Origin of the sequence: Limnohabitans sp. Rim47, from assembly GCF_001517545.1 — a bacterium.
Taxonomy (GTDB): Bacteria; Pseudomonadota; Gammaproteobacteria; order Burkholderiales; family Burkholderiaceae_C; genus Limnohabitans_A.
In genome coordinates, this window is the sequence record NZ_FBYA01000003.1 from 1 (window position 1) to 18515 (window position 18515).

At 59.4% G+C, this 18515-nt stretch carries 11 protein-coding genes; 6 read left to right on the forward strand and 5 right to left on the reverse strand.

Annotation, left to right across the window (positions count from 1 at the left end; all coding sequences use genetic code 11):
- Positions 1-15: 15 nt before the first annotated feature.
- On the forward strand, positions 16-8355 hold the full coding sequence (locus BN3544_RS07785) for an autotransporter-associated beta strand repeat-containing protein (protein ID WP_231733930.1): 8340 nt from the start codon (positions 16-18) through the stop codon (positions 8353-8355).
- Here the strand turns inward: BN3544_RS07785 and BN3544_RS07790 are convergent.
- The gene (locus tag BN3544_RS07790; protein ID WP_026036773.1) at positions 8345-9124 is read right to left on the reverse strand and encodes an enoyl-CoA hydratase; all 780 of its coding nucleotides are present in this window, start codon (positions 9122-9124) and stop codon (positions 8345-8347) included. The genes BN3544_RS07785 and BN3544_RS07790 overlap by 11 nt on opposite strands.
- A gap of 148 nt (positions 9125-9272) precedes the next feature.
- Here BN3544_RS07790 and BN3544_RS07795 point away from each other — a divergent pair, with 148 nt between their 5' ends.
- From BN3544_RS07795 to paaK, 3 genes are all read left to right on the forward strand, one after another.
- Positions 9273-10073, forward strand: coding sequence for an enoyl-CoA hydratase-related protein (locus BN3544_RS07795; RefSeq protein WP_019430631.1), 801 nt, complete (start codon positions 9273-9275; stop codon positions 10071-10073).
- The gene (paaI, locus tag BN3544_RS07800; RefSeq protein ID WP_019430630.1) at positions 10073-10504 is read left to right on the forward strand and encodes a hydroxyphenylacetyl-CoA thioesterase PaaI; all 432 of its coding nucleotides are present in this window, start codon (positions 10073-10075) and stop codon (positions 10502-10504) included. Before BN3544_RS07795 ends, paaI begins: the two co-directional genes overlap by 1 nt.
- A gap of 171 nt (positions 10505-10675) precedes the next feature.
- Complete coding sequence (gene paaK / locus BN3544_RS07805; protein ID WP_019430628.1) at positions 10676-11977, forward strand: phenylacetate--CoA ligase PaaK; 1302 nt, start codon at positions 10676-10678, stop codon at positions 11975-11977.
- Between the two features lie 15 nt (positions 11978-11992).
- On the opposite strand, the gene BN3544_RS07810 is transcribed toward paaK, so the two are convergent.
- The 4 genes from BN3544_RS07810 to BN3544_RS07825 are packed head-to-tail and all read right to left on the reverse strand — an operon-like array spanning position 11993 to position 16181.
- Positions 11993-13777 carry a M61 family metallopeptidase gene (locus BN3544_RS07810; protein WP_019430627.1) on the reverse strand — a complete coding sequence of 595 codons (1785 nt, stop codon included), beginning with the start codon at positions 13775-13777 and terminating at the stop codon, positions 11993-11995.
- A gap of 24 nt (positions 13778-13801) precedes the next feature.
- Positions 13802-14260: a DUF3429 domain-containing protein gene (locus BN3544_RS07815; protein ID WP_019430626.1), complete on the reverse strand. Its 459-nt coding sequence runs from the start codon at positions 14258-14260 to the stop codon at positions 13802-13804.
- A complete protein-coding gene (locus BN3544_RS07820) occupies positions 14257-14973 on the reverse strand; it encodes a DsbC family protein (RefSeq protein WP_019430625.1) in 717 nt (238 codons plus the stop codon). The genes BN3544_RS07815 and BN3544_RS07820 overlap by 4 nt, the downstream gene beginning before the upstream one ends.
- A 38-nt stretch (positions 14974-15011) precedes the next feature.
- Positions 15012-16181 (reverse strand): FAD-dependent monooxygenase, encoded by a 1170-nt coding sequence (locus tag BN3544_RS07825; RefSeq protein WP_026036771.1) that lies wholly within the window; start codon positions 16179-16181, stop codon positions 15012-15014.
- A gap of 91 nt (positions 16182-16272) precedes the next feature.
- Between BN3544_RS07825 and ychF the strand changes: the two genes are divergently transcribed.
- Both ychF and BN3544_RS07835 read left to right on the forward strand, forming a co-directional pair.
- The gene (ychF, locus tag BN3544_RS07830; RefSeq protein ID WP_019430623.1) at positions 16273-17364 is read left to right on the forward strand and encodes a redox-regulated ATPase YchF; all 1092 of its coding nucleotides are present in this window, start codon (positions 16273-16275) and stop codon (positions 17362-17364) included.
- A 323-nt stretch (positions 17365-17687) separates the two neighbouring features.
- A complete protein-coding gene (locus BN3544_RS07835) occupies positions 17688-18476 on the forward strand; it encodes a class II aldolase/adducin family protein (RefSeq protein WP_026036770.1) in 789 nt (262 codons plus the stop codon).
- Positions 18477-18515: the final 39 nt, after the last annotated feature.

The window sequence follows — 18515 nt, forward strand, 5'->3', positions numbered from 1 at the left end:
GGCGGCGACCGTACCTTGACCGCCTCAACAGTGAACACGCAAAGCACGCTGGCCGGTGGCGGCAATGCGTTGACCATCACTGGTGCAGCGGATGTTGATGGTGCGTTCACCGGCCTCACCGCTTTGAGCATCAGCGGGGATTCGAACCTTGGTGCCAACGTCACCACCACAGGCACGCAGACCTATGGTGGCGCTGTGACTTTGAGCGGCGGTGATCGCACCTTGACCGCCTCGACAGTGAACACGCAAAGCACGTTGGCCGGTGGCGGCAACGCCTTGACGATCACGGGTGCGGCCGACATTGGCGGTGCTTACACAGGCCTCACCCACCTGAGCGTGTCTGGCACTGCMAAMATCGGTGCGAACGTCACAACCACARGCACCCAGACTTATCTGGGCGCAGCCACCTTGAGTGCCAACGCCGAATTAGCAGGCTCAGGCATCAACATGGCGGCGGTGTCGCTCCAGTCGGGCTCCCTGGCCTATACGCTGAGCATCAACAACACGGACGATGATTCCAAGATTGAAGGCGTCGTGAGCGGTACAGGCGCGTTGGTCAAAAAGGGCATGGGCACCTTGAGCCTCAACGGGGACAACACCTACAGCGGTACCACCAATGTGAATGCGGGCACTTTGAAACTTGGCCACGCACATGCGCTGGGTGCAGCGGCATCGGCCAGTGGCACCACAGTGGGGGCCAACGGCACGCTGGATCTGAACGAATTGAGCGTACAAGAGCCTGTAACCGTGGCCGGTGGTCGGATTCTTAACGGGGTGTTGGCGGGCGATATGACGCTGACGGCCGACAGTGTGATTGAGGCGGGAGCGGGCTCGAGCGTGACGCTGTCGGGTGACATCTCGGGCAGCTTTGGGCTGACRCTCAGTGGCGCAGGGGTGATCACTTTGAGTGGAGACAACACGTACACGGGYGAGACCACGATCAGCTCGGGCACGGTGGTGGTGGCCAGCAACACGGGCTTGGGCAGCGCGGCAGGGGGCACGACTTTGGCCAGCGGAGCAACGCTGGACTTGGCGGGGGTGACGGTAGCAGCAGAGGGCTTGGTGTTGCAGGGCGGCACTTTGAAGGACGCCAGCAGCCAGTGGGGCGGCACCATCTCGATGACGGNCTTGGGCAGCGCGGCAGGGGGCACGACTTTGGCCAGCGGAGCAACGCTGGACTTGGCGGGGGTGACGGTAGCAGCAGAGGGCTTGGTGTTGCAGGGCGGCACTTTGAAGGACGCCAGCAGCCAGTGGGGCGGCACCATCTCGATGACGGGCAGCAGCACATTCGATATCGGTGCAGGCGACACGTTGGCGGTGGATGGTGTGATTTCGGGTGCGCATGCTCTGACTAAGGTGGGTGGCGGTACATTGCAGCTCAACGCGCAAAACACCTACAGTGGGGGCACCCAAATCAACGTCGGTTTAGTCAAGTTAGGCAGTAATGCGGGACTAGGTACTGCAGCGGCGAGCGTTGCTTCAGGTGCGGCCTTAGACATCAATGGAAAAACCATTGCCAATGCACTTAGCGTGACTGGTTCAGGCATCAACAATGGTGGTGCGATCACCAACAGCAGCAACAGCGTGGCCACACTGCATGGCGGGGTCACGCTTTTGGGCAACAGCACCTGGAGCAGTGCCGGTGGCCTCAATATTCAGGGTGCGGTGAACGCCAGTGCGTCTGGTGCTCAATCGCTGACGATCTCGAATGGCGCAGTGCAATTGCTTTCGGGTGTCGGGCAGAGCGCGATGCTGTCCAGCTTGGACATCGTCGGCGCGACGACGCTTGGCGCAGATGTGATCACCAGCGGTACTCAAACTTACGGCGGCACAGTCACACTCAGCGGGGGAAACCGAGCATTGACGGGTTCGGTCATTCAGACACAAAGCACGCTGATCGGTGGCAACAACGCCCTGACCTTCACCGGTGATGCCGTCATCAATGGCCATTACAGCGGGCTTGCCAGCTTGAGCATCTCAGGTGCTTCGACCCTCAGCGCCAACATCAGCAGCAGTGGTGCACAAACCTATGCAGGAGCCTTGCACTTGGATGCTGACAGTCAATTGTCAGCCAATGGGTTGAATGCGGCGGCGATCAGTTTGGGCAACAACCGATTGACCTTGAGCGAATCCGGTGTGGGACAGATCAACGGCGTGATTTCGGGTGGTGGCTCGCTGAGCAAGGCGGGCGCAGGCACCTTGACGCTGTCGGGCGTTAATGACTTCACAGGCGGCGTGGCCGTTAATGCGGGCACGCTCAAAATCTCTGCGGATAGAAACTTAGGTGCTGTGCCCAACGGTACTGTTGCCAATTCGTTGACGATCAATGGCGGCACGCTGCAGTTGACGGCCAATGTGACCTTGGCCAATGCGCGGGGCATGACCTTGGGCAGCAACGGCGCGATCTTCCAGACCGATCCATCGGTGAGTGTGAGTTATGCCGGTGTGGTGGCAGGGACTGGCGGCTTGACCAAGACAGGTGCGGGCACGATGTCGCTGGAGGGCAACAACACGTTCAGCGGAGGAACCGCCATCACCGAGGGTATGGTCAAGCTGGGACACAACGTCGGTTTTGGAACGGCAGGTGTCAGCATTGCCTCTGGTGCGGCCCTGGATCTGAATGGAAAAACAATTACCAACGCCTTGAGCGTGTCAGGCGCAGGGATGAGCAACGGTGGTGCGATCACAAACAGCAGCGCTAGCGAAGCCATTTTGGGCGGTGCGGTTACCCTCGCTGCGGACAGTCGTTGGGTTACTGGTGGGGCGATCACTGTCACCGGAACGATCGATGGCGCGCATGACCTGACCGTCAGCGGCACTGGAAACCTGACATTCGCAGGCGCGGTAGGCCAAGCCGTAGCGCTGGATAATTTGAGTGTCACAGGTGTTGCGAACATTGGCGCTGACGTCACCACCAGCGGTACGCAGACCTACACCGATGTGGTCACCCTGAGCGGTAGTGTCCGTACTTTGACTGGCAGCATTGTTAACACCCGAGCTACTTTGGCCGGTGGCGGTAACGCATTGACCATCAGGGGTGCGGCGACCATCGATGGCGCTTACAGCGGCATCACCAACTTGAGCATCAACGGTGCTTCGAACATCGGTGCAGACATCACGACCACGGGCAACCAGACCTACGCGGGCGTCGTTACATTGAGTGGTGGTGACCGGACGTTGACCGGCCCCACAGTGATCACGCAAAGCACCCTGGTGGGCGGTGGCAACGCTTTGACCATCATGGGCGCAGCCGACATCGCCGGCGTACTCAGTGGTATCAGCAATCTGAGCATCACCGGAGCTTCGAAAATCGGTGCAGACATCACAACCACGGGCACCCAGACCTACGCTAGCGCCGTTACATTGAGTGGTGGTGACCGAACGTTGACTGGCTCCACCATCAACACACGAAGCACTCTGGTGGGTGGTGGCAACGCCTTGACGATCACGGGTGCGTCCGACATCGGAGGCGCGTTCAGCGGCATCACTAACCTGAGCGTGTCGGGCACTGCGAATATCGGCGCGAATGTCACGACCACGGGCACGCAGACCTATGGTGGCGCTGTGACTTTGAGCGGCGGCGACCGTACCTTGATCGCCTCGACAGTGAACACGCAAAGCACGCTGGCCGGTGGCGACAACGCGCTGACGATCACGGGTTCCGCTGATATCGATGGCGCCTTTAGCGGCATCACGAATTTGAGCGTGTCGGGCACTTCGAACATTGGCTCGACAGTGAACACGCAAAGCACGCTGGCCGGTGGCGGCAACGCCTTGACGATCACGGGTGCGGCCGACATCGATGGCGCATTCAGCGGTATCACGAACCTGAGCGTATCGGGCACTTCGAATATCGGCGCGAATGTCACGACCACGGGCACGCAAACCTACGCAGGTGCGGTGTCACTCAGAGGCGGAGATCGCACGCTGACTGGTGCCACCATCAACACCCAAAGTACCTTGGCCGGTGGCGGCAATGCGCTGACCATCACGGGTGCGGCCGACATCGACGGCGCATTCAGCGGTATTACAAACTTGAGCGTGTCGGGCACTGCCAACATCGGTGCGAACGTCACGACCACGGGCACGCAGACTTACGCAGGTGCCGTGACTCTAAGCGGTGGCGACCGTACCTTGACCGCCTCGACAGTGAACACGCAAAGCACGTTGGCCGGTGGCGGCAATGCGTTGACCATCACCGGTGCGGCCGACATCGATGGCGCCCTCAGCAGCATCACGAATTTGAGCGTATCGGGCACTGCCAACATCGGTGCGAATGTCACGACCACGGGCACGCAAACCTACGCAGGTGCGGTGACCTTGAGCGGTGGTGACCGCATCTTGACAGGCTCCAGAATCAACACGCAAAGCTCGTTGGCCGGTGGCGACAACGCGCTGACGATCACGGGTGCGGCGGACATCAATGGCGCGTTCAGTGGCATCACTAATTTAAGCGTATCGGGCACGGCGAACATCGATGCGAACGTCACGACCATGGGAACACAGACCTATGGAGGCGCTGTGACATTGAGTGGTGGCGACCGTACCTTGACCGCCTCGACAGTGAACACGCAAAGCACGCTGGCCGGTGGCGGCAATGCGGTGACGATCACGGGTTCGGCCGATATCGCAGGTGCATTCAGTGGTATCACCAACCTGTTCGTGTCTGGGGTGGCCAACATCGGTGCAAACGTCACGACCACGGGCACACAAACCTTTGGTGGTGCGGTGACCTTGAGCGGCGGCGATCGTACTTTGACCGGTTCCAGTATCAACACGCAAAGCTCGTTGGCCGGTGGCGGCAACGCGCTGACCATCACGGGTGCGGCCGACATCGATGGCGCATTCAGCGGTATCACGAACCTGAGCTTGTCGGGCACTGCCAACATCGGTGCAAACGTCACGACCACGGGCACGCAGACCTATGGTGGCGCTGTGACTTTGAGCGGCGGCGACCGTACCTTGACCGCCTCGACAGTGAACACGCAAAGCACGTTGGCCGGTGGCGGTAATGCGTTGACGATCACCGGTGCGGCCGACATCAATGGCGCGTTCAGTGGCATCACGAATTTAAGCGTATCGGGCACTGCCAACATCGGTGCGAACGTCGCGACCAGTGGCTCGCAAACCTACACCGGTGCCGTGATGCTGAGCGGTGGCGACCGTACCTTGATCGCCTCGACAGTGAACACGCAAAGCACGCTGGCCGGTGGCGACAACGCGCTGACGATCACGGGTTCCGCTGATATCGATGGCGCCTTTAGCGGCATCACGAATTTGAGCGTGTCGGGCACTTCGAACATTGGGGCCGGTGGCGACAACGCGCTGACGATCACGGGTTCCGCTGATATCGATGGCGCCTTTAGCGGCATCACGAATTTGAGCGTGTCGGGCACTTCGAACATTGGTGCGAATGTCACGACCACAGGCACGCAAACCTATGGTGGTGCTGTGACTTTGAGCGGTGGTGACCGCACCTTGACTGCCTCGACAGTGAATACGCAGAGTACTTTGGTCGGTGGCGGCAACGCCTTGACGATCATAGGTTCGGCCGATTTCGCAGGTGCATTCAGCGGTATCACCAACCTGTTCGTGTCTGGGGTGGCCAACATCGGTGCAAACGTCACGACCACGGGCACACAAACCTTTGGTGGTGCGGTGACCTTGAGTGGCGGCGATCGCATCTTGACAGGCTCTAGCATCAACACGCAAAGCTCGTTGGCCGGTGGCGGCAACGCGCTGACCATCACGGGTGCGGCCGACATCGATGGCGCATTCAGCGGTATTACGAACCTGAGCGTGTCGGTCACTTCGAATATCGGCGCGAATGTCACGACCACAGGCACGCAGACCTATGGTGGCGCTGTGACTTTGAGCGGCGGCGATCGCATCTTGACAGGCTCCAGCATCAACACGCAAAGCTCGTTGGCCGGTGGCGGCAATGCGCTGACCATCACGGGTGCGGCCGACATCGATGGCGCCTTCAGTGGTATCACGAACCTGAGCGTATCGGGCACTTCGAATATCGGCGCGAATGTCACGACCACGGGCACGCAGACCTATGGTGGTGCTGTGACTTTGAGCGGCGGCGATCGCATCTTGACAGGCTCCAGCATCAACACGCAAAGCTCGTTGGCCGGTGGCGGCAATGCGTTGACCATCACCGGTGCGGCCGACATCGATGGCGCATTCAGCGGTATCACGAACCTGAGCGTATCGGGCACTTCGAATATCGGCGCGAATGTCACGACCACGGGCACGCAGACCTATGGTGGTGCTGTGACTTTGAGCGGTGGTGACCGCACCTTGACTGCCTCGACAGTGAATACGCAGAGTACTTTGGCCGGTGGCGGCAACGCCTTGACGATCACGGGTTCCGCTGATATCGATGGCGCCTTTAGCGTCATCACGAATTTGAGCGTGTCGGGCACTTCGAACATTGGTGCGAATGTCACGACCACGGGCACGCAGACCTATGGTGGCGCTGTGACTTTGAGCGGCGGCGACCGTACCTTGACCGCCTCGACAGTGAACACGCAAAGCACGCTGGCCGGTGGCGACAACGCGCTGGCGATCACGGGTGCGGCGGACATCAATGGCGCGTTCAGTGGCATCACGAATTTAAGCGTATCGGGCACTGCCAACATCGGTGCGAACGTCACGACCAGTGGCTCGCAAACCTACACCGGTGCCGTGACGCTGAGCGGTGGCGACCGCACCTTGACCGCCTCGACAGTGAACACACAAAGCATGCTGGCCGGTGGCGGCAACGCCTTAACGATCACGGGTGCGGCCGATATCGCAGGTGCATTCAGTGGCATCACGAATTTGAGCATAACGGGTGCTTCGAACGTCGCTGCCAACGTCACGACTACCGGCACTCAAACCTATTCAGGTGATGTGACGGTCGCTGCTGATGTGACACTGACGACATCCAACGCCAGCCCAATGGCTATGAAATTTGATGGGTACGTTGACAGTGCCGCGGATGCACCTTATTCGCTGGCCATTCGGGCTGGTTCAGGCACTGTGACATTCGTTCGTTCGGTGGGCTTGCTTAGACCTTTGCAGCGTTTCAGCACCACCGCTGACTCTCAGGCAGGCGTGACGCAAGCTATTGGCATTACGCGACTGGGTAACCAGTTTGGCTCTGTGACAACGGTGGGCGATCAGGTTTTTAACAACATCACCATGGCGAATGATTTGGACATGCGTACGGCCCGTGATGCGGGCTCACAAGGGGTCACGCTGACTACCGAAACCGGTGGAACTGCCATTGCCTATCCGGTGCGCATGGTGTCATTAACCGGTAGCCTGAACTACTTGGGCACAGTGGATGGTGGTGGTTACGCAAAAACAAATTTACGCAGTTTGCAAATTCAGGCGGCAGGCGAAGTGACGTTCAATGACAAAGTGGGCTTTGATGCGGCGTTTAATGGAGGTTCTTCTTTGTTGGACAGCTACACACGTCACTATGGCATTTACCGTTTCGATGTGACGGCACCGACTATCAATGTCTTGGGGGATATTGCTGCGTATGAAGAAATTGCATTCAACGGTGCAACATACGTAGGGGGTACGGCTTACAACGGTGCTTATCGGCGTGTCTATTCAATGGATCCGAAAATCACCTTTAACGGCCGCGTAGATGGTTACGGCGGCACCGATGGTCTCTATACTTTGGATGCCCGGGCCATCAGTTTGGACAGTCGTTTGCCCGAGCCTGAGATCCATTTTGCTGCCGATGTGGGCTCTGTGCGGTCGTTGGCAGGACTGACTGCCACTGTTGCGCGTCTCGATGTTGTGGGCTTTGACAGACTTGCAGATGGCGTTGCCCCCTCGCCAAGCCAGACCAGCTATGACGCACCTGTTGTGGCCAATGCCGGCACCATCCGCTTTGCGGGCAATGTCGAAACTACGGGACAACAAATTTATCTGGCCAACAGGTTTGTAATTGATACATCTTCTGGCAGTACCGCTTTGGAATTCAACTCTGCCTCAGGCGACGTGGACTTTGCCGTGGGTCAAGGTCGCATGGTGTCCTCAAGCGGGGGCGCACCAAGGATCAAGTTTGGCAACCGGCCGTCCTCTGCAACCATCAGTGCATTGAAGTCATCAGGTGCAGTGATTGCATCGGAGCCCAATGAGCTGTCTGAATTGGTGAAATTACGTGAAACCAGCAAAGTATCAGAGGCCAAGTTAATGGAAATCGATCTGGATCAGCGTGCTGGGCAAGCGCCTGTTGTTGAAGTGGGGAATCTGATTTCTGTCAATTGCACTTCAGTCGAAGAGGATCGTTGTGCCCCTGAAGCGGATGTCCAGAAATCAGTGAAAGACACGTCGCTCAACCGTTGACAAAGTTCGGCGCACGTTTGTTCAAAAACGCGTCCATGCCTTCTTTCTGGTCGGCGGTTGCAAACAGGCCGTGGAACATGCGGCGCTCGAACATCACGCCGTCTGACAGGCCGCTTTCAAAGGCGCGGTTGACACTCTCCTTGGCGGCCATGGTGGCCAGTTGGCCGTAACCACAGATCATCAGTGCCGCGCCCAGGGCTTCGTCCATCAGCTTGTCCAGTGGCACCACGCGGCTCACCAAACCGCCGCGCTCGGCCTCGGTGGCGTCCATCATGCGGCCCGTCAGTACCAAGTCCATGGCCTTGGATTTGCCCATGGCGCGGGGCAGACGCTGTGTACCACCGGCGCCGGGGATGATGCCGATCTTGATTTCGGGCTGGCCGAACTTGGCGTTGTCGGCGGCGATGATGAAGTCGCACATCATGGCCAGCTCGCAGCCGCCGCCCAGCGCAAAACCGGCCACGGCCGCGATCACCGGCTTGCGGATGCTGCGGATGGTTTCCCAGTTGCGGGTGATGAAGTCTTGTTTGTAGACCTCGTGAAAGTTGTACTTGGCCATGGCCGAAATGTCGGCACCTGCGGCGAAGGCTTTTTCACTGCCGGTGATGACCATGCAACCAATGGCTTCGTCGGCATCGAAAGCCTTGAGAGCCGCGCCCAGCTCGTCCATGAGCTGGCTGTTCAGCGCATTGAGCGCTTTGGGGCGGTTCAGGGTGATGATGCCGACTTTGCCGCCTTCGGTGCGGACTTCGATGGTTTCGTAGCTCAAGTGCTTCTCCAAAAGGGTGTGAAATTCTGTGTTCACTATAACCACGCGCCCTGAATTCAGGCTGTCAACTCAGGCTCTCGTATGAGGGAAAACATTAACCAACCGAGCGGTCGGGTAATGGTACATTCACGGATTCAGGAGACATCACATGACCGAATCGACCGCATCGGTGTTGTACGAGGTGCGAGGCGCGGTGGCGCTGGTCACCCTCAACCGCCCCCAAGCCCTCAACAGCTTCACCCGCGAAATGCACCAAACCCTGTGGTCGGTGCTGGACCAGGCTGAGGCCAATCCTGCCGTGCGTGCCCTGGTGCTGACCGGGGCCGGCCGCGGTTTTTGTGCCGGGTTGGACCTGTCCGAACTCGACTTCACGCCCGGTCCCGGCTTGCTGGGACGCGCTGACCCCGGTCCGGTGATCCACGACGCTTTTAATCCCACCACGCGCCGCCTGCAATCGCTGGACATGCCGGTCATCTGTGCGGTCAACGGCGTGGCCGCTGGCGCGGGTGCCTCGGTGGCCATGGCCTGCGACATCGCCATTGCCGCACCCACGGCCAGCTTTGTTCAGGCCTTCAGCAAGATCGGCCTGATTCCCGATGCGGGTGGCAGCTGGCTGCTGGTCGAACGTCTGGGCCTGCCCCGCGCTTTGGCGCTGGCCATGACCGGTGACAAGCTGAGCGCAGACAAAGCCAAAGAGTGGGGGCTGATCTGGGATGTGGCCGACGATTGCGTAGCCGCAGCGTTGAAGCTGGCCGACAAGTTGGCCGTGATGCCGACCAAGGCCCTGGTCGCCACCCGCCACCTGTTGCGCGATGCGGGCACTCGTTCGTTGGATGCGCATCTGAATGTCGAGCGCGACACGCAATCTGCTCTGGGTAAAACGCATGACTACATGGAAGGCGTCAACGCTTTCCTTGAAAAACGTGCCCCTGAATTCAAAGGCGAATGATGAACGACCCCAAAGCCTTGGCCCGTTTGGTGGGCGAAACCATGTTCGCCGTTGACGTGGCCTCCAAAGACACCATGGGCATGGAGTTGCTGGCCTGCGAACCCGGCCGCGCCGTGATGCGCATGGTCGTCAAAGCATTGCACCTGAATGGCCATCAAATTTGCCACGGCGGCTTCATCTTCACCCTGGCAGATTCGACCTTTGCCTTTGCTTGCAACAGTTACAACAAGAACGCGGTGGCCGCAGGCTGCAGCATCGAGTTTTTGAAGCCCGGCAAGCAGGGCGATGTGCTGACCTGCGAAGGCATAGAGCAAACGCTCAGTGGCCGTCACGGCATCTATGACATGAAGGTCACGAACCAAAACGGCGAAGTGATCGCCATGTTCCGTGGCAAGAGCGCGCAGATTCCGGGCACCGTGGTGCCGGAATGACGTGAGTCACTCCCGCGCGTCCTTTGTCATTCCCGCGTGTCCTTTGTCATTCCCGCGCGTCCTTTGTCATTCCCGCGTGTCCTTTGTCATTCCCGCGCAGGCGGGAATCCATGCCTCCAAGCGCCCGCACCTGAATACCGCCCTTATTGATTTTTGATTTCGGAGTCATACATGACTGAAAAAGCTTTCCCCCTAGAGCCGATTGAAAAGGCCAGCATCGACGAGCTGCGCAGCCTGCAACTCAAGCGCCTGCAGCAGACGCTGCAGCATGCCTATGCCAATTCGCCGGTTTACCGTGCCAAGTTCGACGCCGCAGGCGTGCATCCGGACGACTGCAAAACGCTGGCCGACATCGCCAAGTTCCCCTTCACCACCAAGTCGGACCTGCGCGACAGCTACCCGTTTGGCATGTTCGCCGTGCCGCGTGAAAAGTGCGCACGCATCCACGCCTCTAGTGGCACCACCGGCAAGCCCACGGTGGTGGGCTACACGCTCAAAGACATCGACACTTGGTCCACCGTCGTCGCCCGAAGCATCCGCGCAGGCGGTGCCAAGCCCGGCGACATGGTGCATATCAGCTACGGCTATGGCCTGTTCACGGGCGGCATGGGGGCGCACTATGGCGCCGAAAAGTTGGGCCTGACGGTTGTGCCTTTTGGCGGTGGCCAGACCGAGCGCCAGGTGCAGCTGATTCAGGACTTCAAGTCCAACATCATCATGGTCACGCCCAGTTACATGCTGGCGATTGCAGACGAGTTCGAGCGTCAGGGCATCGACCCCAAGACCAGCTCACTGCGTATCGGCATCTTTGGGGCCGAGCCTTGGACCAACGACATGCGTGCCGCGATCGAAAAACGCATGAACATCGACGCAGTGGACATTTATGGCTTGTCTGAAGTGATGGGACCAGGCGTGGCCAGCGAATGCATCGAGACCAAGGACGGACCGACCATCTGGGAAGACCATTTTTACCCCGAAATCATCCACCCCGAAACGGGCGAGCCGGTGGCCGATGGCGAGATGGGCGAGCTGGTCTTCACCAGCCTGACCAAAGAAGCACTGCCTATCATCCGTTACCGCACCCGCGACCTGACCCGCCTGCTGCCCGGTACCGCCCGCAGCATGCGCCGCATGGAAAAAATCACCGGCCGCAGTGACGACATGATGATCATCCGGGGCGTGAATGTGTTCCCCAGCCAGATCGAAGAGCTGATCTTGAAGCGCAGTGAGCTGGCCCCGCATTACCAGTGCGTGCTGACCCGTGATGGCCCGATGGACGACTTGAAAGTGTTGATCGAAACCCGGCCCGGCGTGTCACCCGACAGCATCGAAGCCCGTGCCGCAGCCAAGATGTTGCAGCACGAGATCAAGGTTTACATTGGCTCGAGCGTGGCGATCGAGCTCAAGGCCGAAGGCGGCGTCGAGCGCAGCCAAGGCAAGGCCAAACGCGTGGTGGATTTGCGCGGCAAGTAAAGCTCGGTTAGCCGATCAGACAGCGGGCCACTGGCCCGCTTTTCTTTGCGCAGGCATTGCCAGTTTCCAGCTGCTGGCCTGTGCAGGCACTTTCAGGTGCAAGCGCAGCAGGCGTTTGTCGCGCGAAACCAGCGCCACCAGTTGGTGTTCACGGCCCATCAAGGCGGGCAGGTCGTCCAGCTTGTTCAGACGCCAGCTGCCGCCTTGGGCGCGGGCTGCCGGTGTTTCCCCCACATCCAGCCCCAGCCATTCATCGCCCGCGGCCATCCCGGCCGCTTCGGCGGCGCTGCCACGCAGCACGCCTTTGATGTGCACGCTGCCCCCGGCTTCGCTCACGCGCAAACCCAGGCGCTGCGCCATGGTGGCGATCTCGGCACTCACTTCGATGCCTTGTCCTGACAATAAATCGCGCAGTGGCAGGTCTGCGGTGCTGTGCACCCAGGTCTGGATTTCGGGTTGCCAGCTGCGTTTGGTGCGGGCGTGCAGTTCGTCCAGCAGGTCTTGTTCGCGCATGGGGCCGGCTTTGCAGCGTTTCCAGAGTCCACGCATCACGGCGTCCAGCGTGTGCCCTTCTTTGCGCAAAGCCAGATCCAGGCACAGCGCCACCAGCGAGCCCTTGGTGTAGTAACTCACGGTCGCGTTGGGGGTGTTTTCGTCTTGCCGGTAGTACTTCACCCAAGCATCAAAGCTGGCCTGTGCCAACGTCTGCACGTGGCGGCCTGGGGTTTGCTGAACCTGGGCGATGGTTTTGCCCAGCAGCTTGAGATAGGTGGCATCGTCGATCAGGCCTGCGCGGCGCAGCAGCAGGTCGTCGTAATAGCTGGTGAAACCCTCGAAGAACCACAGCAGCTGTGTGTGGTTTTCTTGTGTGTAGTCGTAACGGGCAAAGGCATCGGGGCGCAGCTGCTTGACGTTCCAGGTGTGAAAGTATTCGTGGCTGATCAGACCCAGCAAGGTGGTGTAGCCCTCGTTGGTGTGCTGATTGGCAGGCTGATTTTTTTGGCGCGGCAGATCGGCTCGGTTGCAAATCAGGGCGGTGCTGTTGCGGTGTTCCAGACCGCCGTAGCCGTCGTGCACGGCATTGAGCATGAACAGGTAGTTTTTGTGCGGCGCTTTGCTGCCCGCTTGTTTGCCTGCACCGTGCCAGAAGCGGATTTCGACTTCGCAGATTTTTTGCGTGTCGGCCAATAAGCGGGTGCCATCAAATGAGGGTAGGGCTCCGGCCACCACAAAGCGGTGCGGGATGCCACAGGCCACAAAGTGGCCGCTCCAGAATGTGCCCATCTCCACCGGGCAGTCCACCAGTTCGTCGTAGTCGGCCGCTTGGTACAAGCCAAAGCCTTTTTTGTCGGTCTTGATGGGGTTCAGGCCCGTGGCCGCTTGCCAATCGGCTTGGCCCTTGACCGGGTTCAGCTGCAGTTGGTGCGGCTGTGTTTCTTGCCCATGCACCCGCAGGCACAGGCTGGTGCCGTTGAAAAAGCCGCGCTGGCTGTCGAGCCAGGCGGTGCGGACCGAGTTGTCAAAGGCACAGACCTCGTAGCTCAGCACCAGCGGCTGGCCCGGCTTGCAGGCGATGTCCCAAGTGCATTTGTCACGTTGGGCCAATGCCAATGTGCGGCGGCCTTGTTTTGCCGTCAGGTTTTGCAGGTTTTTGGCAAACTCGCGCACCAGATAACTGCCCGGAATCCAGACCGGCAGCGACACTGTTTGCTGTGATGCGGGTTGGGTGATGGTGAGCGTCACCCTAAACAGGTGCGCATGCAGATCGGCAGCTTCAACGCTGTAGTGGATGGCGGTCATGCTTGTTTGGTGCGTGTTGTGGGTTCAGGTTGCGCCCGCGGCCAAAAAGCAGCTCATGCTGGCCACGATGGTCAACTGCAAGCGCATGGGCAACCAAGGTGCCAGGCCGGCTGCAGGCCAGGTGCGGCGGTCCATGACATAACAGCCAATCAACACAAAGCCCAGCAGAGGCAAACCAGCAAAGGCGGGCATCATCACGGCCACCCAGGCCAGCAAGGTGGGCACCACGCCCCAAGTGAAATGGATGCGCGGTGCGCTGGGGGTGATCAGCGCATTGCGAAAACCCACGCCCCAATGGATCCCGCCCAAAAACGACACGATCACCGCGCCGTAGCTTTGCATGGACAGCGCCACATAAGGGTGAAGGTCTGGGCCGACCAGCCACAGACACAAGGCCAAAAAGACGAATGGGATCAGTCCGGCGTAGCCGAGGCGGCGAATCAAGTGCCAGGTTGGGTCTTCGGTGTGGGGTGTTTGCATCATTTGATTTCAGCCAGCATTTTTTCGACTTGGGCAATGGGCACGGCGCCCGGCAAGCGTGTGCCGTCGGCAAACAAGATCATCGGCGTGCCGGTGATGCGTTGTTTCTTGCCAAACTCCACGATGGTGTCGATCGAAGAGGCATCGCAGTTGGCGGTGGCCGGTGTGGTGCCGTTGATCATCCAGTCGTTCCAGGTTTTGGCCTTGTCTTTGGCGCACCAAATGTTGCGCGATTTGGTGCGTGAATCCTCTCCCAAAATGGGGTACAGGAAGTGGTGAATGGTCACGTTGTCCAGTTTTTGCAGGTCTTTCTCGAAGCGCTTGCAGTAGCCGCAGTTGGGGTCGGCAAACACGGCCAGTTTGCGTTTGCCGTTGCCACGCACCTGAGTGAATGCGGTTTTTAAAGGCAATTGGTCAAACGGAATGGACGAGAGTTTCTCCATGCGCTCTTCGGTCAGGTTGCGCTTTTGCTTCACGTCGATCAGCGCACCCTGAATCAAAAAGTTGCCCTCGGCATCGCTGTACATCACCTCGTTGCCCATGCGCACTTCATACAAGCCGTTCATGGGGGTTTTGCTGACCTCGTCGATTTTGGGCAGATTGGCCAAGCGCTCGCTCAGGTTTTTACGGATGGTGGCTTCTTGTGCAAAAACAAGGCTGGTGGACAAAGATGCCAGTGCCAACAGCGACACCTGCATCAAGCGGACAAAGTTCATGGGATTTCTTTCGGATTCAAAAACAGAGGGGCAGAGGGTCAACGCGAACCAGGCGCCGATTGGCCCATGGCTTGTTGCGTCATCCATTGTTTGATTGGGCCGCTGCGGTCAAAGCCCTGCATGCCCCAGTTGCGCAGGTTTTGCCAGACGGGGCCAGGCAGGGCAAACAAGCGTTGCAGTCCGTCTGTCACCAGCCCCATGGCCTGCACATCGGCTTGGCGGGCGCGCTCGTAGCGGCGCAGCAGTTTCAGGTCGTGCAGTGGCCGCCAAAATTCTTTGGCCCGGATCACGCGCACCAGCTCGGCCACATCGGCCAGGCCCATGTTCAGGCCTTGGCCCGCCAGCGGGTGCACAGTGTGGGCGGCATCACCAGCCAGGGCAAAAGATTGTTTGGCGGAGCCAGGCATGGCGCCGATCCAGCGCTTGGCGCGGGCCAGTTGCAGCGGCCATACCGCACGCGATGCCGACAATTGCATGTCTCCCAAAGCGTGCCCGCATGCTTGGGCCAGCGCGGCGGAAAAGTCTTCCGGGGGCAGTGACATCAACTCTTGGGCTCGCAGCGGGTGGACCGACCAGACCAAGGCCACCTCGTGCCCGCCGTCATGTCCGCCCATGGGCAATAAAGCCAGAATTTCGGCCTGGGCTTCCGACATGCCGGGCACTTGGCTCCAGCCAAACCATTGCCGTGCGATGCCCTGGTGCGCTTGTTCGCACACCAAGCGGGTCGCCACGGCATGCTGCTCGTAATGCGTGATGTCAAAGCCCACCCCTAGCTCGGCCCGGGTTTGGCTGGCGCGGCCTTCGCAGACCACGGTGAGCGGCGCGGCCACAGGGGCATTGACCACTTGAATGTGGGGCTGAAACTGCACGGCCTGGGCCAGCCGGTCTTGCAGCACCGGCACGTCCACCATCCAGTTGAGCTCACCCACGCCGAGCGCGTTTGCGCCAAAGTTCAGCTGGCCGCCATGATCGCCCCACACCTGCATTTGGTGTACGGGCGTGACCGCAGGGCTTTCTGGCCAGCAGCGCAGGTCTTGCAATAAAGCCATGGCCGCGCCGTTGAGCGAATAAGCCCGTACGTCAGCGGCGGTCTCTGGGGCGGGGGCCTCGACCAAGGCCACGTTCAGTTGTTCACGGGCCAGCAACAAGGCCAAAGTGCGGCCCACAATGCCGGCACCACGGATGCAAATATCGGGAGGGTTTGCCATGTCCGCATTGTAGGTGGCCCACCGGTGCAAACCCAGCCGTTAAAATCGCCGGTTAATTCAAGAATTTCTCCCGAATCACCGAAAGTCTTCCATGAGCCTCAAATGCGGCATCGTGGGTTTGCCCAACGTGGGCAAATCCACCCTTTTTAACGCCCTGACCAAAGCCGGTATTGCGGCTGAAAACTATCCTTTTTGCACCATCGAGCCCAACACGGGCGTGGTCGAAGTGCCCGATCCGCGCTTGCAGCAGTTGGCCGAAATCATCACCCCAGAGCGCATCGTGCCTGCCATTGTCGAGTTTGTGGACATTGCGGGCTTGGTGGCCGGTGCCAGCACGGGCGAAGGCTTGGGCAACAAGTTTTTGGCCCACATCCGCGAAACCGATGCCATCGTCAACGTGGTGCGCTGCTTTGAAGATGACAACGTGATCCACGTCGCCAACAAGGTGGATCCGATTGCCGACATCGAGGTCATCCAGACCGAGTTGTGCCTGGCCGACTTGGCAGCGGTCGAAAAAACCCTGCACCGCGTGAGCAAGACCGCACGCTCGGGTGACAAAGAGTCCATTAAACAGGTGGCGATTTTGGAAAAGTGCCAAGCCGCCCTGAACGACACTCAGCCGGTGCGCACGATTGACTTCAGCAAGGAAGAACGCGCCCAGTTGCAGCAGTTTTTCTTGATCACGGCCAAGCCTGCCATGTTCGTGGCCAACGTGTCTGAAGACGGCTTTGAGAACAACCCTTTCCTGGACCGCCTCAAGGCCTTTGCCGCCAAGCAAAACGCGCCCGTGGTGGCCATCTGCGCCAAGATCGAAGCCGAGTTGTCCGAGATGGACGACGCCGACCGCCTGGAATTCTTGAAGGAAATTGGCCAGGACGAGCCCGGCCTGAACCGCCTGATCCGCTCGGCTTACACCCTGCTGGGCCTGCAAACCTATTTCACTGCTGGCGTGAAAGAAGTCCGTGCCTGGACCATCCATGTGGGTGACACCGGCCCGCAAGCTGCTGGCGTGATCCACACCGACTTTGAAAAAGGCTACATCCGCGCCCAGACCATCGCGTTTGACGACTTCATTGCCTTCAAGGGCGAGCAAGGGGCCAAAGACGCGGGCAAGATGCGCGCCGAAGGCAAGGACTACGTGGTCAAAGATGGCGATGTGATGAACTTCTTGTTCAGCTCTTGATTCAGCTCCTGCTTCAGCCCCGCCCCGCCAAAAACCGCTCTAAGTGAGCGGTTTTTTTGTGGGTGAACGGGACTGCTGGTATCCAGCCAACCCAGAATGCCATGCGGATTTTGTCGCTGTCTCGCAAGCATCAGCATCATGGGCATGTGTCCGGCTTGCGGACATTACACTTCGCCTTTTGTGGCAAGCCATAGCGGCTTGACCCGTAATCTGCGACCAGTTGAGACAGGTGTTTCATGCTTGTGCTCATGCTCGTGCTCGTGCTCGTGCTGAACGTTGTCACTGGTGAGCGACATAAAAATCACACACCCGAAGGAGTTGCCATGGTCGAAAACGGATTTCTGAAAATTGAATCGATGCAGCCGCGTTGCACACCCGCAGAATGGCAGGCCCGTGTCGACTTGGCCGCTTGTTACCGTCTGGTGGCCATTTACGGCATGTCCGACATGATGGCCAACCACATTTCGTCTCGGGTGCCCGGCGAGGACGGGGCCTTTCTTATCAATGCCTACGGCATGATGTACGAAGAAATCACCGCCTCCAGCCTGATCAAGATCGACCACGATGGCAACATCTTGTCCACGCCTGATTTCGGCGATTTGAACTACGGCATCAACAAGGCCGGTTATGTCATCCACAGCGCGGTGCATGCAGCCAGACCCGAGGTGGATTGTGTGATCCACACGCACAGCTGGGCCTCGATGGCGGTGTCTTCGCTCGAATGCGGCTTGTTGCCCATCACGCAAACCGCGATGCGTTTCCTCAAGATCGGCTACCACGACTACCAGGGCGTGGTGCTGAATCTGGACGAGCAAGCCTCGTTGGTGCAAGACTTGGGGCAGGGCGAAGCCCTGATTTTGCGCAACCACGGCGCACTCACCGTGGGGCGCAGCGTGGGTGAGGCCTTCAATTGGATGCACCGTTTGGAGTTGGCATGTCACGCCCAGCTGGCGGCCATGGGCTGCAACACCCCGTTTGTCAAAGTGGCGCCGGATGTGCTGGAAGAAACCTGGAACAACTACCAGCCCAGCACCCGCAGGCCCTACGGCCTGATGGAGTGGCCAGCCTTGCTGCGCAAGCTAGATCGCATGGACCCGAGCTACAAGACTTGAGGCCTCCGTTGAACCGACAACACCCCCAACCCTTGCGCA

Bases quoted from the DNA above. Each gene is read 5' to 3' on its own strand.
- paaI (WP_019430630.1), top strand. From the start codon at position 10,073: ATGAACGACCCCAAAGCCTTGGCCCGTTTGGTGGGCGAAACCATGTTC.
- BN3544_RS07835 (WP_026036770.1), top strand. From the start codon at position 17,688: ATGGTCGAAAACGGATTTCTGAAAATTGAATCGATGCAGCCGCGTTGC.
- ychF (WP_019430623.1), top strand. From the start codon at position 16,273: ATGAGCCTCAAATGCGGCATCGTGGGTTTGCCCAACGTGGGCAAATCC.
- BN3544_RS07810 (WP_019430627.1), bottom strand. From the start codon at position 13,777: ATGACCGCCATCCACTACAGCGTTGAAGCTGCCGATCTGCATGCGCAC.
- BN3544_RS07795 (WP_019430631.1), top strand. From the start codon at position 9,273: ATGACCGAATCGACCGCATCGGTGTTGTACGAGGTGCGAGGCGCGGTG.
- BN3544_RS07825 (WP_026036771.1), bottom strand. From the start codon at position 16,181: ATGGCAAACCCTCCCGATATTTGCATCCGTGGTGCCGGCATTGTGGGC.
- paaK (WP_019430628.1), top strand. From the start codon at position 10,676: ATGACTGAAAAAGCTTTCCCCCTAGAGCCGATTGAAAAGGCCAGCATC.
- BN3544_RS07815 (WP_019430626.1), bottom strand. From the start codon at position 14,260: ATGATGCAAACACCCCACACCGAAGACCCAACCTGGCACTTGATTCGC.
- BN3544_RS07820 (WP_019430625.1), bottom strand. From the start codon at position 14,973: ATGAACTTTGTCCGCTTGATGCAGGTGTCGCTGTTGGCACTGGCATCT.